A 25142-nucleotide genomic window follows, 5' to 3' on the forward strand; every position below is an offset into this window, starting at 1 on the left:
GATGTTTTTTTGATTGGATTATCAGAATAAGATTGATCATGCTGAAGAAAATTGAGAAAAAATATTCAATTTAACATTCTTATTTATGAGATACAAAGATAAAAGCCAAGCCCTTGATACATGCGGGTTTTGGCTTTTTTATCATTTTTAAAATTAGACTTTCCTCTATGGGAGGATTCATTATTAACGAAAAAAAGATTGTAAAATAACAATCAGTGATATATATTGGAGATTATGATTTTTTTCGACATCTCAAAATCATAGACAAAATTTCATCAAGACAAGTTTTGAGAGGGAAGTGAATAATCAAGATGTATCTTTATCCCCTATTAGTAGTGATTGCAGCTAGTAGTTTTGGTATCGTTTCAACTATTATAAAACTGGCAATGCGTAGTGGCTTTTCTGTATCTGAGGCAGTTACAAGTCAGTTTTTTATCGGCTTTTGTATAGCAGTATGTATTTCCTTAGTTACAAATCGATCAAATTTTAGCTTTAAAGGTGTTAAAATCCTTCTATTTGCAGGTATGTTAACAGGGTTAACAAATATTTTATATGGTCATTCTTTAAACTTTTTGACTGCTTCCTTGGCAGTAGTATTACTGTTCCAATTTACATGGATTGGTATGCTGATTTCTTGTATTATAAAACGGCAAGTTCCAAGTAGAATTGAATTCATCTCTTTAATTATATTAGTAGCTGGAACGATACCAGCTGCAGGCATAATTGATGTTGATTTGTCTCAAATACCTTTTCAAGGGTGGTTATGGGGTTTAGCAGCTGCTCTTTGTTACTCCTTATTTTTATATGTAAACGGAAAGACAACAGCAAGTATGACAACCTCTAATCGTTTAGTATTGGTTTCTTTCTTTGCTTTCATGACGACTGCGGCTTTTCAGTCTCCAGAAATTATTTGGAATGGCACTTTGTTTAACGAAGGACTGTGGATTTATGGTTTAGCATTAGGGTTATTTGGCATGATTATACCGGTTTTCTTATTCACAATTGCAGTGCCTAAAGTGGGATTAGGTATGTCATCCATATTGAGTGCTGTTGAATTGCCAATCGCGGTGATGGTATCAGTTATCCTCTTAAGCGAAACGGTTACAACTTTGCAGATAGCAGGTATTGTCACAATCGTTATCGGTATCAGTTTACCAACTTTGCTTGATAAAGATGGATTGTTAAAAAATGTAAAATCTAAATACAGAAAATCTGACAAAGTAGCAAAAGGATCTTCGATTTGAAGATCCTTTTTTCATGTCAATTAAGCAATGTCATAGCAAAAGAATCATTGGGTCCTTTATTTATTTAATGACATACTATTTTTTTGTTCATACCCTGTTCATTTTGTTGTCATAGGCAGTACACCTTCATTGTATAAGCTATCCTTAACGGTTTATGAAAGTAGCCGAGATAGATTGATAGAGAAAAGAGAGTATGAAAGGGAGGTGCGGTACGAGAAGAAAGGAAAACACGGTTATCGCTTGCCGTTCTACACTCTCGTGCCAATATAATGAAAAAAACGATAACCTTTATAAGTAAAATAGTAGTAGGTTTAATTATAGCCATATTACTTTTTTTAGCGGTTGTTTTCCTTGTTCATATTGTTTGTAGCAAAATGGAGCAAGGAAAACTAGAAACTTATGGTCAGTCTGTAACCGTAGATGGGAAAAAAATGAATGTCTTCATTCAGGGAAAAGGAGAAGAAACCGTCGTACTCTTACCTGGTTATGGAACAGCAGCACCAGCACTTGATTTTCAACTACTAGTAGATGAATTATCTCCATTTTACAAAGTTGTGGTCATTGAGCCTTTTGGTTATGGATTAAGTGCTCTTACCGAAAAAGAAAGAAGCACTGAGAATATTGTTAGTGAAATCCATGAAGCATTACAGCGCCTTCATATTGAGCGTTATATTCTAATGGGTCATTCCATTTCAGGCCTTTACGGATTGGATTATGTGAACAAATATCCAAACGAAGTAAGTGCATTTGTCGGGCTTGATAGTAGTGTTCCAACGATAAGTGAAAGAAAGATTGAACCTTTAGTAATAACTACTTTAAAACTACTAAAAAAATCAGGTTTAGCTAGATTGCAGGTGAAGCTTAGTGATGACCCATATACCGAACTACCCTATGATGAGAAAACAAAAGAACAAATGAAAATTCTTAAGCACAAAAATATGTATAATCTCAGCCAGTTAAATGAAGCTGAAATGATGTATGCTAACTTTAAAGCGGCTGAAAGTTTAACATTTCCTAAAAATCTCCCAGTTATTTTCTTTATACAAGAGAACCATCCAGTAACGGACAGATGGACACCAGAGCATAAAAGACAAATAGTCAATTCTATCCATGGGAAAGTGATGACATTTGAAGGGGATCATTACTTATATCGTACAAAAGCAAAAGACATCGTTGAAAACTTTAGAGAATTTATGAAAGAGATAAAGTGACTGTTCTAAGAAAGATTTTACATTTATAAATGGAAAAAAACAGATTTAACTATTGTATTGTATGTGCAGCAAGCATATTATTCTGCACCTAATTATAGGAAGTTTTAACAAATAACCAGGCGCTCAAATGAGAACCTGGTCTTTTTTTGTGAACCATATGTTTTAAGCCCCATGTTTAGCTCTCAGAACGGAAGTTATTACCAAGGTCGCTACCCAAACCAAAGTATTGACGAAAATTATAAATGAGTGGACTCCATTTATTTGGATCAATATGATTTTCATCCATAATTATTTCTTCGTGGGCATGGACTTGTGTCATTTGGGTCTCGACGATAGCAAAATTAGGAGAATAATCTGGAATACGTATATGTTTTACCTTTGCTTCGATTTGAATAGGACACTCCATAATTCGAGTAGGAATAACCGTTGTGGACCCAATAGGTGTTAAGCAACTAATATCACATTTCTCTTTTCTAAATGTAAAACCGATCTGTTTCTTAAAATCTGGAACTGGATTTTTTCCTGTGTAAGGAGCTAACTGTTCCACGTTTTCCCATAGAGAGGGGTCTGGGATATTTATGACACATTCAGGATGATGTTCTAAGTTTTCAATTGCCTTTCCTCCAAGACCAATCCCTAAGATAATACAGTCTCCTAATACCCAAGAAGAAGATAAAGGGCTAATATTTACTGTTCCATCCTCATTTAACGTACTTAGTAAAATTACAGGAAATCCATAATATAAAATTTTAGGATTTATTATTTTTGTATTTGGCATTTGTTTCATTATTTTCATTTTTAGTTCCTCCCATAAATGTTTTCACTGTCAGACTTATTGTAAAATATAAACATTTCGACGTTCATCGAAGTGTTGATTACAAAATTAATACTTCTAACTAATAATATTGAGCAAAGAAATTTAAAGTCTCCATATTGCGAAAGTCCTGAGTCCGACGCTTGATCATTTTGTACAAACTTATGAAGTAAAATTGTTATAAATAGTAGCTTTATCTGGGAATCAAAGGTTTACAGAAGCCTTCCACATAAAATCTTTTTCACAAGAAATAGAGAAGATTTGCAAGGAATTGCTTTTAGGAAGAGGACAAAAGATAGAGAAATGACATGAGTGAGGTTGATGGATCGTTCAGGTATAAAAGGGAGGCTCTAATTTAATTGACAATGATAATCGTTATCGATAAGGTGGGGATAGGTGAGAGTCGTCATTCTTACCTTTTCATATTTTTAGTAATGAATATGTTGAAAACTATAATTGAACCCAACTACAGAGGACTACACCTTGAAAAAGCAGTAACTTATTATGTTATTTGCTGTTTGCCGTATGACAAATTATGGTTTTCCAAGCAAACTATTATTGAAATGAGGTATATAAGTATGGAAATCGACGTAAATCAGCTTGCCGAGCATTTAGCAAACACACCTTTCCAAGTAAAAGGAATCTATCGATATTCTAGAAATACAGGTGTACCTTACGCTGATTATACAGATTCTTTTCCAGGATTTGTTTTTCCTCTTTCTGGAAAAATAGAATTTCACTTTAATGGCACCCCTTATATCTTTTCGCCAGGAAAAGTTGTGCACGGGGGAGCGAAGATGAAACTCAATCAAAAAAATTTTGATGATACAAATTGGGAATATATTCTGGTTTTATACAGGATATGTACGGAGAAATTGGCAGAGACAAGCTTTTCACATCAGCATTTTGAATTACCGATAGGACAATCTCCTCGACTAATGGAGTTAATTATGCGTCTATGGCATGTATATAATCAGCGAGGCGGTATATCAATGTTTCAGACCGAAATGCTATTTCGTGATGTACTGAATGAAGCATTATTATGTGTAGCTAATCGACAAAATAGCTGTGAATCATACACTCTATTCGAACGAATAACTACATATATTCATGCAAACTATTATCAAAGCCTTTCCATTACCTCTCTTGCCGAACAATATAACGTCAATCGAAATCGACTAACTTATATATTTAGAAAGCATGCAGGGATGGGTCCAGCAGAATATTTATTAAACTATCGTATAAACATGGCTCAAAAAATGCTATTTACAAGTGATGTGCCTGTACAACAAATTGCGGAAACGGTGGGAATTACTGACCCCTTTTATTTTAGTAGAGTATTCAAGAAGCAATTTGGTATCTCTCCTACTGAATATCGAGATAAGTTCATCAATAATCCATGCTAAGTTCAGCAAGCATCCATTCTCCGCCAAACATGACTTTACTATACTAAGTGTATATCAGAGATTTTATGTTGGAGGAATTTCAATGCAAAAGATTAAAGGACTGTTATTTTTATTGCTATTACTAGCAGGTATATTGGGAGGTTGCCATAAATCACCTGCAGAAAATAAGGCGTTAACTACAGAAGACATATCTTCATCAGCAGTGGATGTAGAAGCAACTGATTGGCCTAGAACAATTAAAGATGCCCTAGATAAAGAATTTGTCATCGAGAAAAAACCAGAAAAAATTGTTTCATTATGGTATTTTTACCCTGAAATTTTAGTTGCATTAGGTGAGCCACCTACAGCTTCTACTGATAAAGAATATTTATCCACTTTGTCTTATTTAAACGGTAAGCTAGATTCAACAGAGGAATTAGGTGATAAATTGTCTCCTAGTATTGAAAAAACGCTATCGATTGGTCCTGATTATATATTAGCAACAGAACATCATGAAAAATTGTATGAATCACTAGAAAAAATTGCCCCAGTCATTACGTTGCAATCTCAGGACATCTACGAAGACTGGCAATATGGACTTCGTACAGTAGCCGAGATTATCGGAAAAGACGATGAGGCGGAAAAAGTAATTGATAAAATGATGAAAGCTATCTCAACAGGACGTGAAGCATTAAAGTCAATTCAAGGAGAGTCAGTAGCACTTATTTTGTCTTGGGATGGAAAAACGTTTAATGTTCTTGGTGAAGATAACCCTGTTTATACACTTGCTTTTGATAAAGAAAAGGGCTTGGGTCTAACACCAGATCAGACATTTAAGGGGAAGAATAACCAATTCGCTGCATTTGAAGGAATCTCAACTATTCAAGCAGACCATATTTTCCTTATTGGTGATATTACAAAAAAGGAAGCATTAATGAATGAGTTAAATCAAAGCAATGTCTGGAATAATATGAATGCCGTAAAAAAAGGGAATATTCATTTAATGGATACTTCCGCTATTACTGGAGGTCCATTAGCTATCGAATATGCTTTGCAAAATATAACAGAAGCCTTACAAAAGGACGAATAATAGGAAAAACCTTTTCCAAAAGTAAATAAGGAGAGATGAATATGCAACATCAAGTTATCAATATAAATGAGAAATTATCGGAATTAAAGGAGCTTTGGTCACCGAAAATTATTGGCGAAATACACGATTTTCAATTCAAAGTGGTGAAGATTGCTGGGGATTTTATATGGCATGAACATCAAGGAGCTGATAAGGTATTTATTGTGCTCGAAGGGGAGATGTTCATTGCTTTTCGGGATGGTCAGGTGAAAATATCCAAAGGTGAGATGTTTATTGTTCCTGGAGGAGCGGAACAAATGCCTTTTGCTGAAAAGGAATGCCATATTATGCTTGTGGAGCCTAAGGTCAAGTAGGCATTACCAGACTAACAAAAAGAGATAGATAATTTTTTATCATACCCCTTTCGATTAATCTAAAGGGGTATTTACCTTGGGAATTTAGTTCGTTATTAAGCTAAACCACCATTTACGAAGATTACTTGTCCATTTACCCAACGTGCTGGACCAGCTAAAAAAGAAACAACTTCTGAAATATCCCTAGGTTCTCCTAGTCTTTCTAATGGTACAGCATTTGCTAAATGATGAATTTGTTTTTCATCTTTTCCATGGAAGAACAAAGGTGTTGCCGTTGGTCCCGGAGCTATTGCATTAACAGTTATATCTTTTCCTCTTAATTCACGAGCTAGAATCATTGAAATAGATTCAACAGCTGCTTTACTTGCTACATAAGCACCATAGTTTGGAAATTGGCTACGAGTAACAGAGGTAGAGAAATTAATTATGGAGCCACCTCTCCTTACTCGTTGTGCTGCTAATTGTGAGATAACAAATGTACCTCGGATGTTTGTGCGATGCATTTTATCTAAATCACTTAAATTCAAATCTGCTATTGGACTAAGTAACATGATTCCCGCTGTATTTATCACGACATCTATACCACCAAAAGCGTTTTCCACTTGGTCAAAAGCCATACTCATTTCTATTTCATTTGCCACATCACCTCCCACACTTATAGCATGTCCTTTATCAGCTAATATTTCTTCCACTAATTCATTAGCCTTTGATTCACTTGAAGAAAAGTGAACGCCAACTGCATAACCTTCTTCTGCTAATTTTGTTACAACAGTACGTCCTATTCCTCCAGATCCGCCTAATACCAAAGCAACACGTTTATACATTTCTTTCACCATAAAATTCATCCTCCACAATCCAGTATTGAAAGTTACAATTCTTATTTTTTGTAACTTTGTTATTGTATATTACACATGTTATAGTTACATTGTCAACAAAATGTAACTACGAGAAGTGAAAGGAGTATATTTAATGGCTATTCTTTCAGAAGAGAAGATTTTTTCTACGGCTGAAGCAATAATTTTAAGCAAAGGTATAAATAAAACAACATTATCAGATATTGCAAAGATGCTAGGCGTTACACATGCTGCGCTTTATAAACACTATAAGAATAAAGAAGATTTGCTCCAAAAGCTTGCCCTTAAGTGGTTGGATAATACTTCTAAAGATTTGTTTGAATGGAGTCCTAAAAAAGGCGTTGATGCGGAAATCGCTTTACATGATTGGCTATGGCTTCTTCACGTAACTAAAAGAAATCTGTATGAAAATCATCAAAAAATGTTTCTGCTGTATACAAATTATATAGAAACAAATAAAGATTTAATTAAAGATCACCTCCAGCATCTTGCCAAAAAAGTTGAAGAAATTAGTGGTTGGGAAAATAAGGGGATGGCAGTTATTATCGCTTTTACTTACTTCCATAATCCGTATTTTGCTGAGCGGTGGAATCAGGGGGACCATCTACATTTGTTTGAACAAGTTTGGTCTGTTGTTAGTAGATCTCATTAAGACTGGATCTTTCAAAGTAAGTACTGCTTGTTGCGCTTTTATGCTCAAAATTATAAAACGGATTGGGAAATAGCATTTTCCCAATCCGTTTCTTTTTATTAATAGATTCAGCTAAGGCAATCTATTCTTTATGGAAGATAGGATAATGTGTTAAATGAAGAATTTGCAATCAAAGCAAATAGTTTATTTTCAGATACTCAATTGAATAGAAGCTTAAAATCGTAGATGTAACTTCAGGAGGATAGTAATTTATGATACGGTACATCGTTATATCAAAATAATAACGAAATCGGATTAGACTGAAAAAGGAGTTATTTGTAAATTTGATTGAAACAGATACTTTTGTCGTTAAAGGATATAACATTTCTAAATTATAGAAATTTTTTATGAAAAGATTCCCTATATAACCAATGCAGTATTAAAATTACCTTATTTTTAGCGTTTATTTATTGGTAATGAAGTTATATTATTGTCTTGTAAAGCAAATTACAGTTTGATTGGGATATTTAATCATGAAAAATTTAGAAGATTGCTTTACATATAATTGGTTGAATTATTATTTGTGGGAACGATTTATACATATTTTTATAATCTTATAATTAAATAGCGCGATAATATTGTTCTCACAGAATAATATAATTTATTAAAATTCTGGAGGAATATACTATGACAAAACAAAACAAAGGTCGTAAATTTTTCGCAACTACAGCTACAGCAGCACTTGTAGCATCAGCAATCGTACCAGTAGCATCAGCTGCTGAATTTCAAGATGCAGCTAGCATTTCAACTTGGGCAAAAGAAGCTGTACAATTTTTAGCTGATAAAGGCTACATCCAAGGCGATGAAAAAGGAAACTTCAACCCAGCTGGTACACTTACACGTGCAGAAGCAGCTGAAATTTTATCAAAAGCATTAGATTTAAAAGCTACTGGCACTGAAGATTTTTCTGATGTTAGTGAAAATGATTGGTTCTATAATGCAGTACTTGCAACTTCACCAGAATTATTTGATGGTATGGGCAATGGTAAATTTGAGCCTAAAGCTCAATTAACAAGAGAACAAGCTGCTAAAGTTATCGTTCAAGGCTACCAATTAACAGGTAAAGCAGATCTTAGCCAATTTGCAGATGCTTCTAAAGCTTCTAAATGGGCTGTATCTTACTTAGAAACAGCTGTAGAAAATGGTGTAATCAATGGGAAAGGCTCTTTATTAGCACCACAAGATAAAATTAGCCGCGAAGAATTCGCTACAATGGTAAAACGTACGATTGATGCAGTTCAAGAAGTAACACCAGCTGTAGAAGCTGTAAAAGGGCTTAATGCAAAAGAACTTGAAGTGAAATTCAACACAGCTGTTGATGCAAAAGATGCAGCAATCACAACGAAATATGCTGTTGAAGGTGTAGCAATCACTAACGCAGTAGTATCTGAAGACGGTATGACTGTTATTTTAACAACAGATAAAGAAGTAAAATTAACAAATGGTAAAGTAACTGTAAAACCAATTAAAACAAAAGCGGATGCTAAAGTTCTAACTGAAGAGTTTAACAAATTAATCACATTTGCAGATACGACTCCTGTAAGCGTTAATTCTGTAGAAGCGAAAGGCACTACAGCTGTTATCACTTTCGACGAGCCTGTACAAAGTGAAGGAACAATCAGCTTAAATGGTACAGAACTATCAAAAGATCGCTATACTTTATCTGGTAAGAAATTAACAATTACTGGATTAACAGCAGAACAATCTTATAAAGTAGACATTGTTGGTGCAACTGACTTCGCTAATAATATCGCAAATCCTATCGCAGTTAACTTCACAGTTTTGAAAGCAGACGTTGATAATTCAAAACCAACTGTTTCTACAGCAGTGAATGGTACAGAAATTACGTTTGATTTCTCTGAAGAATTAATGAAACAAAATCTTAATGCAGATGCAGAGACTAAAGAATATGCAAAAGTAACAGTAGGATCAACTGTATTCTATTTAACAGATGCTGATATTAAAGATACTGAGGATAAAACTGTATTCACGATTGATGCTAAATCTGCTTTAGGTACAGCTACATTCATTAATACAAACATTAAAGTTGAAGGACAAAAAGATTTAGCTGGTAATGCAGGCGATGCATTTGAGTTCAATGCTATTCTTTCAAAAGATTTAACGCCTGCTACACTTGTAGCTACTGCTACTAAAATGTTAGTAGCTGATGATGTGAATGCTACTACAGACGTTGATGCACTATACCTTACTTTTAGTGAGCCAGTAAAAGTAGACGGAAAATTAACAGTTAAAACACAAAATGGTATTGCTTACACTACTGGAAAAGAAACAGCAGTAAAAGCAGATGCTGGTTTCGATGTAGATGGTAACGGTAAAATCGAGGGTACAGAGAAAAACACTGTAAAAGTTGACATTGATCTAGATAGCAATTCAACATACACTTTCGAGTTATCTGCTAAAGCAGTAACAGATTTAGCTGGCAATGTAACTGCTGATACTGTTACGTTCAATGTAACAACAGGCGTATTTGAAGCTACACCTGAAACACCAACAGATTCATTAGTATTCGGAGCTACTCCAGTTGTTGTAACTGACAATAACGTATTCACAGTTGAGTATGCTAAAGATGTGACTGCAACAGCAACAAATGCTGCTAACTATACACTTGGAGGAAAAGAACTTCCTGCAGGTACGCAACTTCAGTTTGTAGATGGTACTAAGAAAGTAAGATTCACTTTACCAGAAGGTTCTATCACAGCTAATGGTAATTATGTACTTGAAGCTAGCAATGTAGTAGATACAAAAGGTAACACTCTTAAAGGTGGAAAAGTGACAACTCAAGTAGCACTTAAAGAAAATATTGTTCCTGTTGCTACTAAAGTAACTGCAGTAGATAGCAAAACATTTACAGTAGATTTCTCTGAAAATATTGCTGATCAAGCTGCACCAACAGGTGTTACTGTTAAAATTGCAGGATCAACTGTAGAACTTACTTCTATTACAGTAGCTGGTGGTAAACTTACTGCAACAACTAAAGCTGACTATGCATTAACAGACAGCATTGTAGTTGAATTCAAAGCAACAAACTTAGTTGATGCTAATAACAACAAAGTAAAAGACGGTTCAATTGCAAAATAATTAAAGCGTTCATTGAAAAGCCCTGTGGAGATTTCCACAGGGTTTTTTTAGTGTTTAAATAAGATCATGCTAATAGGAGAGAAAGACCTTTAGGCAAGGCGAGAGGTTGATTTCCGTTCCGCCAGCGTCCTTTCCAGGGGGCGTCCGATGAGCAGCCCGCTTCACTGTGATGCTAAACCCCCTAAGAGTGACGCTGGCTCCACTCCAATCAACCATTCTGCAAAAGTATTTTTTCCTTATTTTTCATACTAGCGGTAGCGATCAAAATAGCCCATGATTTGCATGATTAGAGAAAGGATAGGTTTTTATTTTCAATGTAGAGAAGTGATGCGTGACAACACCTCTTCATAAACCTTCACTTTATTTGAAAACCTTTGCTAAAAAGGTAACACTTTTGTGGGTGAGGGGAGGGCTACTTGACTCTCTTGGGATAGCAAGACAGGCAAAACTCTAAACGGAGTGGTAGCGGAGGAAGCAATTCGGCGCTCGCCCACAGGAAAGTAAGTAGCCTGCAACGGAAATTCATTTTCACTTTATACAAAAATTTTATTGATTGTTTTTTTAACACTATGAAACCCCTTGGGAGATTTCCACAGGGCCTTTTTAATTAGTTTCTTCTTAGTTTAATAATGTACCACAGAAGAAACACTAGTATTTCAGTAACGGTAAGCACAAAATAACAGGTTCTCAACTAAATACACAGCCAGTTGACGGAAACTAATCGACGACTGGCTGTGCATATTGAACAGCTATTTGTAAGGGAATTTGCTCGGGATAGGACCAAAGGCAATCCAATGGTACTTAAAGAATCTGCCCATCAATAGCACGACCATCCATGGAACGAAAAGGGCAAAAATAAAGCCCCCCATGCTCCAAAGATGATACATAATACTATTACCACCAGTATTTAATTGTCTATAAAGGAAAAGGAAAAATGGATGTAGTAGATAGATGCCAAATGATACTGTTCCCAGATTGATTAAGCCATTTACAACAGCTTGGTTCCATTTATCATAGATCCAGAAAGAAAGCTGTAAGAAGACAATACAGGCTGTAAAAGATTGTAGCTGAAAAACTAATTCAAATACGTTGCTGTTCACTAAATAGGATTGGGATGAATAAACAAAGTAATATAAATAAACATTATACATAGTAGAAATTAGCCATATACACCAAAGAAAAAGTATCGTGATTGGAAAATTTTCTTTTTTTACTTGAAGCCATCCTTTGTATTTTTCAAAATAAATTCCTAAAAATGCCCCTGCTAAGAAATATAAGAGATAAGAGAAAGCGATACTCCCTCTATAGGGATACTGCCAAAACTCTGCGTTTAATAGAATAAAGACCCATTGAAGAACAAACCCAATCCAAATTAAATAAGGAGATAGGGCTGGTTTTTTCTTTAAAATATATAGGAATAATGGAAACATAAGATAGAATTGGACGATTATAAATATATAGTATAGATGGGTATATGCTTTGCCTAGCAATAGTTTTTCAAGAAATTCGACACTAAATAGGGAGCGCCAAGTGTCTGCTAAATCATGTGTTCCATAAAATTGCATAGCTGCATAATAAAAAATAGAAAAAACGAGGTAAGGAATGAGTATTTGGGTCACTCTTTTTTTATAAAAATGAATGATAAGCTCCTTTGTTAAATCCTTTTGTATATAATTGTAAAATAATACAAAGCCACTTAAAAAAATAAAAGCAGGGACAGCGAATTTTGGGGCGATATTGAAAAATACATAAAATGGATATAATTTTGAGTCACTAGATAAAGCCGTTACAGGTGTACTAGTAGAATGAATAAGAAGAACAGCTAGAATGGCTAAAGCCCGTGTAATAGCTAATTCATTAATATGTGCTCGCTTCATACGATCATCTCCAAATTATTAATTATAGTATTGAATTCCCATAATACTGCCTACATACTCTATTGGTATGCTTGTTCGTACAAATTTAGACAAGTTTTGTTGCCTAAATTTGTCTAAAGGAAACAGGCTGGGCGTTCATGAGTTACTATAAAGTGCTTATATGTCAGGGAGATGTCAACAATAAAAAAAGCTACCACGCTCGCTATGCGTAGAAGCTTTATGTTGTTATTTGACAACTAGAATTATTTTCTGGGAAATAGAATGGAGAAGGGAGCTTGATGAAACTCCTTATAATGCAACAAGGATTCTACCTCTTGCTTGACCCTTCAGTAAAATAGGTAAAACATCAGGAAGTTGTTGTAGTGTTACTTCTTGCTGAATGAAATCATTAAGGTTGGCTGGTTTGAAATCAGTCGCTAAACGATGCCAAATGTTCAATCGAATGTCCATTGGGCAATAAACAGAATCAACTCCAAGTAAATTTACGCCTCTTAAAATAAAGGGAAATACACTTGTAGGAAGCTGTGTACCTGCTGTTAAACCACTACTTGCAACAGCCCCACCATATTGAATTTGGCTTAATAATGAGGCAAGTGGCTCTCCACCAACAGAATCAACAGCAGCAGCCCATTTTTGTTTTCCTAATGCTCTAATTTTTCCATCATAAACCTCTTCACGATTTACGATTGTAGTAGCTCCGAGTAATTGTAAATATTCATGTTCAGATTCTTTTCCTGTGCTCGCTTCAACTTGATAACCCAGTGTTGAAAGAATAGAGACGGCAAAGCTACCTACACCACCTGTAGCCCCTGTCACAAGAATTTTCCCTTTTTCAGGATGAATACCATTTTCCTCTAACTTTTGAACAGATAATGCAGCTGTAAATCCTGCAGTACCAATTACCATAGCCTCTTTAAGGGAAAGTCCTTTTGGAAGCGGTACAATCCATTGTGCTGGGATGCGGGCATATTCACTAAAGCCACCAAAATGGGAAACACCTATTTCATAGCTAGTTGCAATGACCTCGTCACCAATTTTAAAGCGTGGATCCTCTGAAGAAACAACAGTCCCAGCTAAATCAATACCAGGGACAAAAGGATAAGACGCAACGATTTTACCATCAGGAATAGAGGCAAGACTATCTTTATAATTAATACCTGAATAACTAACTTTAATTAATACCTCACCCTTTGGTAGATCTTCTAAAGTTAATTTGTTCACTTTCACTGTAAATGTATCATCTTTATTGACTACTAGTGCACTAAAATTTTCTGCCATCATCGTAAACGTCCCCCTACAATTTTATTCCATTAAACAGTACCAAAATTATTCTGACCGGTCAATATAAAATTGGATTGTTGCTACTCTTCATGTATAATAACTTCTATCAAGTCATCGGAGGCTCCTATGAAAAAGAAAGAGGAAGAACGTAAAAAACAGATTATGAAAGCAGCGTTTAACGCTGTTTCACAATTAGGTTATGATAAGGTTACACTACAAGACATAGCCAATCATGCCAGTGTCTCAAAAGGAGTAGTTCACTACTACTTTACAAGCAAACAAAACATTTTATTAGAATTACTTGAATCCACTACGAACAAAATCTACAGCTATGAAATACAAGAAATAGGCCAGCATCAAACAGCTATAGACAAGCTTCATGCTTACTTAAGTGCTGTATTTGTATCCCCTATAGAAAATAAAAAATTTTACAGAGTTTATTTAGATTTTTTAGCTCAGGCAAATAGCAATGAAGAGTACAAAAGAATTAACTTAAAATTTTATGAGAATTGCTGGGGAATTGGAGAAGAAATTATTGAATTAGGAAAAAAAGAAGGGGTCTTTAGTTCAGACATTGATTCCTTAACCTATGCAAAAATGATGCGGGCAATGATTGATGGTTCATTAATTCAGTGGTTAACCTGCGATTTAGAAGAACAACATAAATTTTATAAAGAAACCTGTTTGAATAGTATTGTGCGATTATTAAAATAGGTAATTGAAAAGCCTTATTACTATTGTAGTAAGGCTTTTTTTTGCCGTTAAAAAGAAGAATAATTGAGTGATTTTGGAAAATAATTATGAACATATTGCATTTATAGATAAAATTACCGTCAAAATTTTCGGAAAAAACTATAAAAAAAGAACAGTTTTAATATTTTGTTTAGTAATTTCTTACAAAAAAACGTATTTAATAGGGAAAAAATGTTTTGTTATGCATTGAAATAGCGTTTATGCATTCGTTTATACAAGAATAAATCTATGTTTTTAATAATTAAAACTGTATAAAAATTTAAAATAATGTCGAGTTGAGTCAATGTTGCAATTTCTTTATACTGTGAAAGTAATTATTGGAGAGGAGAAAACATCATGAATAAAGAAGTGACAATTATTGGGGTGCCCATGGATTTAGGTCAAACAAGAAGAGGCGTAGACATGGGACCAAGTGCTATCAGATATGCGGGGGTAACTGAACGACTTGAGAGCCTTGGTTATTCGATTTATGACGAAGGGGATTTAACTATTGACTTTGTACACGAAGATAAAGACGCAGAAGGAAAGACAAACTTAAAAAATTTAAAAACTGTCACAGAAAGTAACGAGAAGCTAGGCCAAAAAGTAGACCATGAAATTTCTTTAAATCGTTTTCCTTTAGTATTAGGTGGAGATCATAGTATTGCTATTGGAACATTAGCAGGAGTTTCCAAGCATTATGAGAATCTAGGTGTCATTTGGTATGATGCCCATGGCGATTTAAATACTGGTGAAACATCTCCTTCAGGAAATATCCATGGCATGTCTTTAGCTGTAAGCTTGGGTCTTGGTCATCCAGCACTTACAAATATCGGAGGCTATGCTCCAAAAGTAAAGCCTGAAAACGTTGTTATTATTGGTGCTCGTGATTTAGATCCAGGAGAAAAAAAGCTTATTAAGGAAATTGGTATTAAAGTATACACGATGCATGAAATTGATCGTTTAGGAATGACGAAAGTGATGTCCGAAACGATTGACTATTTAAAGGAGCGCACAGACGGTGTTCACCTATCATTAGATTTAGATGGACTTGATCCAAATGATGCACCAGGCGTAGGCACGCCAGTAGCAGGTGGTATTAGCTATCGTGAAAGTCATTTGGCTATGGAAATGCTATCAGAAGCAAATATTATTACTTCAGCAGAATTTGTTGAGACAAACCCAGTATTAGATCAATACAATAAAACGGCTATTGCTGCGGTAGCTTTAATCAGCTCACTATTTGGCGATACATTACTTTAAGCCATGAATAGAAGTCATTTGGTATCTCAAAAGGAAGAACTTTTCTTAGAAAATTAGGTCGCGACAACCAACTATAAGAAAGTAGCTCTCCCTATAGTAAGTTTACAATATAATTTAGCTAATCAATAGCCTTTATTTTGTCAGAAAATTGACAGTTCATAAAATATATAAAACAGTTTATCTATTAATCATTCAAATTTTGATTGTTATCTTTTTTGCACGAAAAAAAGAAAGTGCTTACACAGATAATGAATGTAAGGAGTTTTTTATGGCAGCAGAACAATATGAATTAAAAAGAAGTATGAAAGCAAGACACTTATTTATGATTTCACTTGGCGGATGTATTGGAACTGGTTTCTTTCTTGGATCAGGCTACACGATTAACCAAGCTGGGCCAACTGGTGCCATCCTAGCTTACTTAGTAGGCGGAGCAGTTATGTATTTAACAATGCTATGTTTGGGTGAATTGTCTGTTGCTATGCCAGTATCAGGCTCATTCCAAACGTATACAACAAAGTTTATCGGTCCTGCTACTGGTTTTGCCGTTGGATGGCTATACTGGCTAGGTTGGGCAGTAACTGTTGCTCTTGAGTTTTTAGGGGCTGGACAACTTATGCAAAGATGGTTTCCTGATTCACCGGTATGGATGTGGTGCCTAGTATTTGCTGCACTACTCTTTGTATTGAATGGTTTATCAGCAAAAGCATTTGGTGAAGCAGAATTTGTTTTCTCCAGCATTAAGATATTGGCAATTATTATGTTCCTAGCGGTTGGTGGAGCAGCTATGTTTGGGCTAATCGATATGAAAGATGGAACAAATGCCCCATTCCTTACACATTTTTATGAGGGAGGATTATTTCCTAATGGTGTAACAGCACTGCTTATTACAATGATTACCGTGAATTTTTCATTTCAGGGTACAGAATTGATTGGTATTGCTGCTGGGGAGAGTGAAAATCCTGAAAAGACTATCCCTAAATCTATTAAGCAAACTGTTTGGCGTACGTTGTTCTTCTTTGTGTTATCCGTATTTGTACTTGCAGCAATGATACCAATGGATAAAGCAGGGGTGGTGGAAAGTCCATTTGTAGTCGTATTAGATAGCATTGGTATTCCATATGCAGCAGATATTATGAATTTTGTTATCCTAACAGCCTTATTATCTGTCGCAAACTCTGGTCTTTATGCTGCAACACGTATGCTGTTCTCACTATCTGTCGAAAAGATGGCAAGTCCCGTTTTAGGGAAAGTTAATAAAAGAGGTATTCCAATGAATGCGTTATTAATCACACTCGCTGTAGCAGGTCTGTCATTACTGTCAAGTGTATTTGCTGCTAATACAGTCTTTGTGTGGTTATTATCTCTAGCAGGCTTAGGTGCACAAATTGGTTGGATTGCGATTACAGCATCTCAAATTGCATTTAGACGCTCCTATATACGCCAAGGAGGAAAAGTAGAGGATTTAAAATTCAAAGCGCCATTGTATCCAGTAATCCCTATTTTAGGTTTATTAGCGAACTGTATTGTTATGGCAAGCTTGGCTTTTGATCCAGCTCAACGTTTAGCACTCTACTGTGGTGGAGCATTCTTCATTGGTTGTTATATCGTTTATTATTTAAAAGTGAAAAAAGTGACAAACCTAGAAATAAACCAACAAGAAGTCCAATTAAAATTAAATCAAAAAATATATCTTTAATATCCAAGAGTAGCCACTTATATGGCTACTCTTTTCTTTATAGATAAGCAACAGCAAAGACGTATTTAACAAGGAATTGTTCCAGTGTTAAGAGAAAAAATTTATTGTTTTTCGATAAAAAAATATTGAAATAAGATAATTTATCGTTTATTCTTCATACAAGAAGCAATTAAATAATTGAACAAGTTTATTTGAGGTGGATTCATGTTGAAGAATTTTATTAAAAACTTAGGAGTCTTTACGTATCATCAATCATTATCGTGTATTTTTCCTGTTGTGATATTTGCTACACTTGCGCTATCTAAAGCCATTCAAATACCTGGGGTAGGAAGATATGACTTTATTCTGGCAATCTGTCTATTGACTCAGTACTTGATGTATAAATTTGGTTTAGAAACAAAGGATGAAATAAAAGTCATTTGCTTGTTTCACATTATTGGGCTCGTGCTCGAATTATATAAAGTGAATTTCAATTCATGGTCATATCCTGAAGAGGCGTGGACAAAAATAGGGGGTGTGCCTTTATATAGTGGATTTATGTATGCGAGTGTGGCAAGTTATATTTGCCAAGCCTGGCGTAGGTTTGATTTAAAAATTGTAAGTTGGCCAAAAAGTTATGTAGCTATTCCACTTGGAGCCGTAATCTACTTGAATTTTTTCACACACCATTTTATTTATGATTTTAGATGGCTGTTAATGGCACTACTATTTATTGTGTTTTATCGTACTATTGTAAAATTTACAGTACGGAACAAAATCTTTAAAATGCCCATCGTTGCATCGTTCTTTTTGATTGGCTTTTTCATTTGGATTGCTGAAAATATTGCGACGTTCTTTGGAGCTTGGTCATATCCGAATCAAGAGGCGTCTTGGTCGATTGTTCATTTTGGTAAAATCAGTTCATGGTTTTTACTTGTAGTCATTAGCATTATGATTGTTGCACAACTTAAATTATTCTATCGTGATGTAGAGGGAAATTTGGAGTAGAAATCATTCAATATATGAGATTCATTTGTAGAACTAGAGAATTGCAAAGCGTCTAAGAAAGATAGTATGGGCTTCTGATAAACTAGTATTTTTTTACCTTGTACCCATGTCCTTTCATCAAACTGTCCCTTTTTTAGCGTGCAACACTGCTGTAGACTCCTTTTTAGAAGAGGATAGGGGGAAATAGGATGGTAACAGATATTCGAATGAAAAAACGAGCTTGTACAGATGAAATGCAAATTAAGCAATTTTTAGAAGGTGCACAAACTGCATTTCTTGGTTTAGTGGATCAACATATGCCATATGTTATTCCGCTAAATTATGTCTACAAAGATGGAAGCTTTTATTTCCATGGTGCCAACGAGGGAAGAAAAATAGACATTTTAACAACCAATCAAAATGCATGTATTACAATAAGTGAAAATTATGGAACTACGGTAGACCCTATTCCTGCTAAGACTGATACTGCTTATATGAGTGTAGTTGCAAATGGTTTAGTGGAAATTGTTACAGATTTAAATGAAGCTACTGCTGCTATGCAGGCAATGCTTGATAAATATGTGCCAAATTATTACCAAGCACCTTTATCAAAAAAGCATATCGAAAAATATCAATCATCTTTAGGGAGTGCGACCCTTATTCTGAAAGTGAAACCGAGCAGTATAACTGCAAAGGAGAATAAATTAAATAAACAAATGCTATATTACGCAGGCAGAGTGGTGACACAGGATATGAGTCAAAAATCTACTGCTACAGCAAACAATCCAACAAATTAATTATCGGAAAAATGTAAGGCTTGGGATTTTACCTAAGCCTATTTTTGATGTAGTTATAGTTCATTATGAAACTATCTATGAGTTTGCTAACATAAACCTATCAAAAGTAGAGTTGGAAAGATGTTTTCATCTAACTACCTTAATAATAGATATAGTCATGCGTAAGTGCTATAATCCCAGTGAAAAATCATTGGAAAACAAGTGGGAAGAAGGAGAGGGCAATACGGTTGAATATTTTAGTTGTTGACGATGAAAAGGAAATTGCAGATTTAATAGAACTTTACTTAAAAAATGAAAACTATCATGTATTTAAGTTTTATACAGCTCAAGAGGCTTTGGCATGTATTGAGCATGAGAAAGTAGATTTAGCTGTTCTGGATATTATGATGCCTGATATAGATGGCTTTACTATTTTACGAAAAATCCGAGAAACATTGAATTTTCCAGTGATAATGCTTACGGCAAAGGAAGAAGAAATCGATAAAATAAATGGCTTTTCTCTGGGAGCAGATGATTATATAACAAAGCCATTTCGTCCATTAGAGTTGGTTGCTCGTGTAAAGGCACAAATACGAAGATTTACTTTCTACAACCAAGGTTCGAAGCAGCAAGAAGATATCATTGATTTTGCTGGCTTGGTGATTAATAAAAACACACGACAAGTCTTTTTAAATGAAAGGCCCATATCCCTTACACCTACGGAATTCGCTATTCTTTGGTATTTATGCGCAAATCGAGGGACAGTTATTAGCTCAGAGCAATTATTCCAAGAAATTTGGGGGGAAAAGTACTTTAGCAGTAATAACACGGTAATGGTTCACATTCGACATTTACGGGAAAAAATGAAGGATGCTGCGGAGAACCCAAAGTATATTAAAACGGTTTGGGGAGTGGGGTATACCATTGAAAAATGAGTTTGGCAAACTGAAAAGGAAAATGGTTTTACAAATTATTTCGATACTTGTCATAGCTAGCATCATAGGCCTTTTTATCAATTTTGCATTTATTGATGGGGTCTTACAAGCTCCCTTTGCAGATGCTTTTATTGCTTTTTGTGAAAATGTCTTGCAACTTGATTATTATGCTGCAAGCAATGCCTATCATGTGTTATTTCGACAAAATAAATCGCTTTGGCTAGCGATAGGATTTATTTTATTATTATTGATTATTTTCTATATCGCCTTGTCTCGATTTACCCGATATTTTCATCAAATTAGTTCAAGTATTACCATGCTTGCAGATGAGTCAGGAAAGGAAATTGAGCTCCCAGCCGAACTCGATTTTTTGGAGAAAAAATTAAATAACGTGAAATATAAATTAGAAAAGCGTGCAAGGGATGCGCAAGAAGCTGAGCAACGAAAGAATGATTTAGTTGTCTATTTAGCGCATGATATTAAAACACCCTTAACATCCATTATTGGCTACTTAAGTCTTTTAGATGAAGCGAGGGATATGCCTGTAGAGCAGAAGGAAAAATATGTGACGATTACATTAGAAAAAGCTTATAGACTGGAACAACTAATCAATGAATTTTTTGAAATAACCAGATTTAATTTACAATCCATCATTTTAGAGAAAGATTCTATTCCTTTACATCATATGTTAATGCAAGTGGCCGACGAGTTTTATCCATTGCTCGCACCAAAGGGTCAAAAAGCCATCGTCAAATTAGATGAAGCTATTACTATCTATGCAGACGGTAATAAATTAGCAAGGGTATTTAATAATATTTTAAAAAATGCAATTGCCTACAGTGATCCAAATAGTACAATTGAAATTAGTGCGCAAAGCGAAAATAATCAGACATTTATTTCGTTTACGAATACAGGGAAGACGATCCCTCCTGAAAAATTAAAAATGATATTTGAAAAGTTTTACCGCTTAGATAGTGCAAGGTCTACCCAAACAGGAGGTGCTGGGCTTGGTTTAGCCATTTCTAATGAAATTGTACAGGCCCATGGCGGAACGATTACCGCAACTTCTAGTAATGATACAACCGTATTCACCGTGATGATTCCAACCAATTCTTAAGAAACCTTAAGAATTCACTAATAGTAAATTAAAAATAAGCTCCTTTTTTTATGGTTGAATAAAAGCATAAAGAGAAGGAGTTGTTTTTATGTTCAAGAGAAAAGGTATTTTGAGTTTATTGTTCTTATTCATGATGATATTTATTTATTTTCAATTGAAAGAATCGCCAATGACTTTACGTCAGGAAACAGATCAAGCATCAAAAGTAGTTCAAACAGCCAGTCAGCATATGCTCGATTTTGATTTATACAGTTCGAATGCAATTTTAGTGAATTTGGATGAAAATCAAATTCTCTTAGATAAAAAAAGTGAGGAAAAGATTTATCCTGCTTCTTTGACAAAAATGATGACGGTTCTAGTCGCGATTGAGCAGATATCCAATTTACAAGAAGAAATCATTTTACCTAAACATATCTTTCGGGATTTATTAGAGGAAAATGCGTCAGTGGCGGGCTTTCTCCCAAATGAAAAGCTGACAGTAGAAGATTTGTTGTATGGCTCTATGTTGCCATCAGGTGCAGAGGCATCACTAGGTTTAGCTGAATATGTTGCCGGGTCAGAACGTGGATTCGTGAAACTGATGAACGAAAAGGCGCAGCAACTAGGCATGAAAAATACGCACTTTGTGAATACAACTGGACTGCACCATTCAGATCATTATACAACTGTAAAGGATATGTCTTTACTTTTACAATACGCCTTAACAAACGATGATTTTCGAAATGTTTATACAGCAGAAAGATATTCTATAAAATCAACAAACCTTCATCCTGAAGGCATTACTTTTACCAGTCGCATGTTTCAACATATGACATCAAGTGCATTGCCAGGAGGGGAATTTTTAGGTGGAAAAACTGGCTATACAGAAGTTGCAGGCTTATGTTTAGCAAGCTTAGCTCTTATAAATGGACAAGAATATGTGCTAGTGACAGTAGGAGCGGACGGTAGCCCTAGAACGGAGCAATATAATATTACCGATGCCATTTCGGTTTTTAGTCAATTATAACTTCATTACTAAATTGCTAGCCCCTAATAGAGTGTGATTGGAGAATATTTCATTTTCTAATCACACATTTTTTTGTAGTTATAATAATTCTCTATAAACCAACTTGTTGTTGGTATTGCAGAAATAAAGATGCCTCTGACAGCCGTTTAAAGGAGTAGTATCTGATTTATTGTGGAATCATTCGAATCGGAAGGTACATTAATAGATAGATAATTTATTAATTTTAATTTTCAGAAAAATGATATATAGTAAATATGATCAAATACATTCATCTTTAAGGAGGATACTATGGGGAGATTAGTTCATTTTGAAATTCATGTAAGTGATATGGAGCGGGCAAAGGATTTTTATGGGGAAGTTTTTGGATGGTCATTTCAGGACTGGAGTGAATATGCAGGAATGCCTTACTTCGGTGCTGTGACAGGTGAAGATGATGAACTTGGGATTAACGGTGCTTTAATGCAACGTCAAGGTCCTTCACCAGAAACAAACCAAGCGTTGAATGGCTTTGCTTGTACAATGGGTGTTGAAAGTTATGATGTAACGGAAGCAAAAATTCTTGAAAACGGGGGCAAAGTAGCCATGCCAAAGTACGCACTACCAGGAATGGCATGGCAAGGCTACTATCTTGATACGGAAGGCAATGTATTTGGTATTCACCAGCCCGATAAAAATGCCAAATAGTATTGAGGGGGGAAATCCGCTCTAAAAGAGTTGAGAGCCGCTCCAAAGAAGTGGGAATCCGCTCCTAAAAGTGTGAGAGCCGCTCCAAAGAAGCGAGAACCCGCTCCTAAAAGTGTGAGAGTCGCTCCAAAGAAGCGGGAACTCGCTCTTAAAGAGTTGAGAGCCGCTCCAAAGTAGTGAAAAACCCACTCATAAGTTGAAAAAACTATAAAGCAGTAAGACCTATGTTCGAGAAAACGAGCATAGGTCTTTTTTGATCATCCGATAGGTAAATGTGGAGATTTGTAAATATGTAATGTTTTATTTTGGTAAATTTGGTATCGTTAAATGAGGTAAGTTATCAAATGATACATAATATGCAAGGAGAAATAGCAATGAAAAAAAGAAGGCGTATGTTATTTTTATTCGCACCAATATTGATTTTAGCATCTTGTAGTAGTGAGGACGAAAGTGTTACTGCTAATGAGAAAAAGTATATTTCATCGATTCAGAAAAAGGAAGTATATGAGATTCAACAGCCTGCAAAAGTCAATATTGCTAGAGGTTCATTTATCAAAAATATGAATAATGCTTTAAATATTAATGAAATAGAAAGAGGACTCATGAATTTATCGGTGAATCATTTCTCAACAGACAAGTTTTATATGCAGCAAGGCCAATATTTAGAAGAGAAAACGATCAACCAATGGTTAAGTAGAAAGACAGAGGAAGGTATTGGGTTAAATCCAGCCATTGAAACTAGAAGTGACAATGTACTAGAGGATGAAAAAAAGTATCCTTTGATTCTCTCACATGTGTTAGAACAAAATTTTATTAATAAGGAAAATAACAAAGTAGAGGGGCTGTCAATCGCCATCTCATTAAATGAGTTTTATGATATACGAGTTTCCGATGCCAATGGTTTAATTTACACAGGCCAAGTGAAAGTAGACCAAAATGATGATGATATCAACGACGTTAAAAATTACGGTAAGGAAGTAGCTAAAAGGATTCTTGAGGATATTAGAAAAAATGAAAAATATCCGAGAGTTCCTATTTATTTAACTTTATATCAAGAATCTAATATAAACGATATTATTCCGGGCATATTTTTAGCTGAAACCTTTATACCTAAAGATGCAGATACCATAACAAAATGGCTTGATATAGATAAAAAGCATTATGTATTCCCATCAGATGCTTTATATAGTTTGGACCAAAATATGTATAATAAATTATTAATTTTTAAAGAGGATATTCAAGGTGGATTTAAACATTTAAATCCTAAAATCATGGGAAAACTTCGTTATGAAGATGGTAAATTAACAGATATTAATCTAGAAATACATGTACCACTGGTTAACGATATTGAATTAATTGGCTTGTTACAGCTCACTAGTACAAAAATAAATACAATTTTATTTGACTATATCCCCATTACCATTCGGGTAATCGATCAGAAGCAGGATGTTGGAATTGTTCTCTGGGACCCAACGGAAAAACAAATTTTTGCATCACCTATTTGAATATTTTAAATTTCGTAACTTGTATTTATATCGACTGTAATTGAAGAACCATCATTATTATCAAATTTCATGAACCATTGACCAGCTTGGCTTGCATCCAACTCGTAAGTTGAAGTCAATGATTGTCCAGATTTAATGATCTCTCCGTCTATCCAAACCGTTCCATTAGGTGCAGTTAATATAAACCTAATAGATTGTGAGCTGTTATTTTTCACATAAATTTGAATTGTAGCAGTGCCATTACTAGGCGCTTTAAAATTAAAGCTCATCGAACCCTGGCCAGTTGGAAAGGTAGAAGACGTTGTAAGAAGAGAATCACTTTTTTCAGCTGTGAGGGTAGAATGAGATTCCTCAGCAGAAGCACCAAGGTTTGGCGGAATAGATGATTTGTGTATAGGATCTTCTATAAAAGATGCTCCACCAATTGGAAATATTAAAAGAGTAACTATAAATAAAGAGGCAAATTTTCTCATGATTCCTCCGCTTAAATATTATTAAATTATCTCAATAATACCTTTATTTAACTTTGTAGTAAATATTATTTTGTATATGCATTTTTCATT

General features: G+C 34.8%; 22 protein-coding genes. 17 read left to right on the forward strand and 5 right to left on the reverse strand.

Features of this window, described 5'->3' with window-relative positions; translation table 11 throughout:
- Nucleotides 1-311: 311 nt before the first annotated feature.
- Together NP781_RS03850 and NP781_RS03855 are read left to right on the forward strand one after the other, a co-directional pair.
- Nucleotides 312-1244, forward strand: a complete 933-nt coding sequence (locus tag NP781_RS03850; protein WP_257521412.1) for an EamA family transporter — start codon at nucleotides 312-314, stop codon at nucleotides 1242-1244.
- A gap of 269 nt (nucleotides 1245-1513) precedes the next feature.
- The gene (locus NP781_RS03855) at nucleotides 1514-2455 is read left to right on the forward strand and encodes an alpha/beta fold hydrolase (protein ID WP_255600979.1); all 942 of its coding nucleotides are present in this window, start codon (nucleotides 1514-1516) and stop codon (nucleotides 2453-2455) included.
- A 175-nt stretch (nucleotides 2456-2630) separates the two neighbouring features.
- Here the strand turns inward: NP781_RS03855 and NP781_RS03860 are convergent, their stop codons facing one another.
- Nucleotides 2631-3251: a flavin reductase family protein gene (locus NP781_RS03860; protein ID WP_257521413.1), complete on the reverse strand. Its 621-nt coding sequence runs from the start codon at nucleotides 3249-3251 to the stop codon at nucleotides 2631-2633.
- A 596-nt stretch (nucleotides 3252-3847) separates the two neighbouring features.
- Between NP781_RS03860 and NP781_RS03865 the strand changes: the two genes are divergently transcribed.
- The 3 genes from NP781_RS03865 to NP781_RS03875 all read left to right on the forward strand — a co-directional run bounded on the left by NP781_RS03865 (nucleotide 3848) and on the right by NP781_RS03875 (nucleotide 6097).
- Nucleotides 3848-4675 carry a helix-turn-helix transcriptional regulator gene (locus NP781_RS03865; protein WP_221680545.1) on the forward strand — a complete coding sequence of 276 codons (828 nt, stop codon included), beginning with the start codon at nucleotides 3848-3850 and terminating at the stop codon, nucleotides 4673-4675.
- A gap of 82 nt (nucleotides 4676-4757) precedes the next feature.
- Nucleotides 4758-5744 carry an ABC transporter substrate-binding protein gene (locus tag NP781_RS03870; protein ID WP_257521414.1) on the forward strand — a complete coding sequence of 329 codons (987 nt, stop codon included), beginning with the start codon at nucleotides 4758-4760 and terminating at the stop codon, nucleotides 5742-5744.
- A gap of 41 nt (nucleotides 5745-5785) precedes the next feature.
- Complete coding sequence (locus NP781_RS03875) at nucleotides 5786-6097, forward strand: cupin domain-containing protein (RefSeq protein ID WP_257521415.1); 312 nt, start codon at nucleotides 5786-5788, stop codon at nucleotides 6095-6097.
- Between the two features lie 95 nt (nucleotides 6098-6192).
- On the opposite strand, the gene NP781_RS03880 is transcribed toward NP781_RS03875, so the two are convergent.
- Nucleotides 6193-6933, reverse strand: coding sequence for an SDR family oxidoreductase (locus tag NP781_RS03880; RefSeq protein ID WP_257521416.1), 741 nt, complete (start codon nucleotides 6931-6933; stop codon nucleotides 6193-6195).
- Nucleotides 6934-7066: 133 nt separating this feature from the next.
- Here NP781_RS03880 and NP781_RS03885 point away from each other — a divergent pair, with 133 nt between their 5' ends.
- Both NP781_RS03885 and NP781_RS03890 read left to right on the forward strand, forming a co-directional pair.
- On the forward strand, nucleotides 7067-7603 hold the full coding sequence (locus NP781_RS03885; protein ID WP_257521417.1) for a TetR/AcrR family transcriptional regulator: 537 nt from the start codon (nucleotides 7067-7069) through the stop codon (nucleotides 7601-7603).
- 666 nt (nucleotides 7604-8269) lie between these two features.
- The gene (locus tag NP781_RS03890) at nucleotides 8270-10741 is read left to right on the forward strand and encodes an S-layer homology domain-containing protein (protein WP_257521418.1); all 2472 of its coding nucleotides are present in this window, start codon (nucleotides 8270-8272) and stop codon (nucleotides 10739-10741) included.
- A 749-nt stretch (nucleotides 10742-11490) separates the two neighbouring features.
- Here NP781_RS03890 and NP781_RS03895 read toward each other — a convergent pair.
- On the reverse strand, nucleotides 11491-12618 hold the full coding sequence (locus tag NP781_RS03895; protein WP_257521419.1) for an acyltransferase: 1128 nt from the start codon (nucleotides 12616-12618) through the stop codon (nucleotides 11491-11493).
- A gap of 288 nt (nucleotides 12619-12906) precedes the next feature.
- Nucleotides 12907-13896: an NADPH:quinone oxidoreductase family protein gene (locus NP781_RS03900; RefSeq protein WP_221680876.1), complete on the reverse strand. Its 990-nt coding sequence runs from the start codon at nucleotides 13894-13896 to the stop codon at nucleotides 12907-12909.
- A gap of 129 nt (nucleotides 13897-14025) precedes the next feature.
- On the opposite strand from NP781_RS03900, the gene NP781_RS03905 reads away from it, so the two are divergent.
- The 10 genes from NP781_RS03905 (at nucleotide 14026) to NP781_RS03950 (ending at nucleotide 24579) form a co-directional block, all read left to right on the forward strand.
- Nucleotides 14026-14613 carry a TetR/AcrR family transcriptional regulator gene (locus NP781_RS03905; RefSeq protein ID WP_257521420.1) on the forward strand — a complete coding sequence of 196 codons (588 nt, stop codon included), beginning with the start codon at nucleotides 14026-14028 and terminating at the stop codon, nucleotides 14611-14613.
- Between the two features lie 375 nt (nucleotides 14614-14988).
- Nucleotides 14989-15894: an arginase gene (gene rocF, locus NP781_RS03910; RefSeq protein WP_221680551.1), complete on the forward strand. Its 906-nt coding sequence runs from the start codon at nucleotides 14989-14991 to the stop codon at nucleotides 15892-15894.
- A 268-nt stretch (nucleotides 15895-16162) separates the two neighbouring features.
- Nucleotides 16163-17590, forward strand: coding sequence for an amino acid permease (locus NP781_RS03915; RefSeq protein ID WP_257521421.1), 1428 nt, complete (start codon nucleotides 16163-16165; stop codon nucleotides 17588-17590).
- A gap of 204 nt (nucleotides 17591-17794) precedes the next feature.
- Nucleotides 17795-18577, forward strand: coding sequence for a DUF817 domain-containing protein (locus NP781_RS03920; RefSeq protein WP_257521422.1), 783 nt, complete (start codon nucleotides 17795-17797; stop codon nucleotides 18575-18577).
- 188 nt (nucleotides 18578-18765) lie between these two features.
- On the forward strand, nucleotides 18766-19353 hold the full coding sequence (locus NP781_RS03925) for a pyridoxamine 5'-phosphate oxidase family protein (protein WP_257521423.1): 588 nt from the start codon (nucleotides 18766-18768) through the stop codon (nucleotides 19351-19353).
- A gap of 221 nt (nucleotides 19354-19574) precedes the next feature.
- Entirely contained in the window at nucleotides 19575-20267 is a 693-nt protein-coding gene (vanR, locus tag NP781_RS03930) for a VanR-ABDEGLN family response regulator transcription factor (protein ID WP_221680877.1), read from the forward strand.
- Entirely contained in the window at nucleotides 20203-21384 is a 1182-nt protein-coding gene (locus tag NP781_RS03935) for a sensor histidine kinase (RefSeq protein WP_257521424.1), read from the forward strand. Before vanR ends, NP781_RS03935 begins: the two co-directional genes overlap by 65 nt.
- A gap of 88 nt (nucleotides 21385-21472) precedes the next feature.
- A complete protein-coding gene (locus NP781_RS03940) occupies nucleotides 21473-22390 on the forward strand; it encodes a D-alanyl-D-alanine carboxypeptidase family protein (RefSeq protein WP_257521425.1) in 918 nt (305 codons plus the stop codon).
- Nucleotides 22391-22678: 288 nt separating this feature from the next.
- Nucleotides 22679-23074 carry a VOC family protein gene (locus NP781_RS03945; RefSeq protein WP_221680556.1) on the forward strand — a complete coding sequence of 132 codons (396 nt, stop codon included), beginning with the start codon at nucleotides 22679-22681 and terminating at the stop codon, nucleotides 23072-23074.
- A gap of 374 nt (nucleotides 23075-23448) precedes the next feature.
- On the forward strand, nucleotides 23449-24579 hold the full coding sequence (locus tag NP781_RS03950) for a CamS family sex pheromone protein (protein WP_221680557.1): 1131 nt from the start codon (nucleotides 23449-23451) through the stop codon (nucleotides 24577-24579).
- A gap of 5 nt (nucleotides 24580-24584) precedes the next feature.
- Here NP781_RS03950 and NP781_RS03955 read toward each other — a convergent pair whose 3' ends face one another.
- Nucleotides 24585-25052 (reverse strand): hypothetical protein, encoded by a 468-nt coding sequence (locus NP781_RS03955; protein WP_257521426.1) that lies wholly within the window; start codon nucleotides 25050-25052, stop codon nucleotides 24585-24587.
- Nucleotides 25053-25142 lie beyond the last annotated feature (90 nt).

The organism is Lysinibacillus sp. FN11, from assembly GCF_024628845.1.
Taxonomy (GTDB): Bacteria; Bacillota; Bacilli; order Bacillales_A; family Planococcaceae; genus Lysinibacillus; species Lysinibacillus capsici.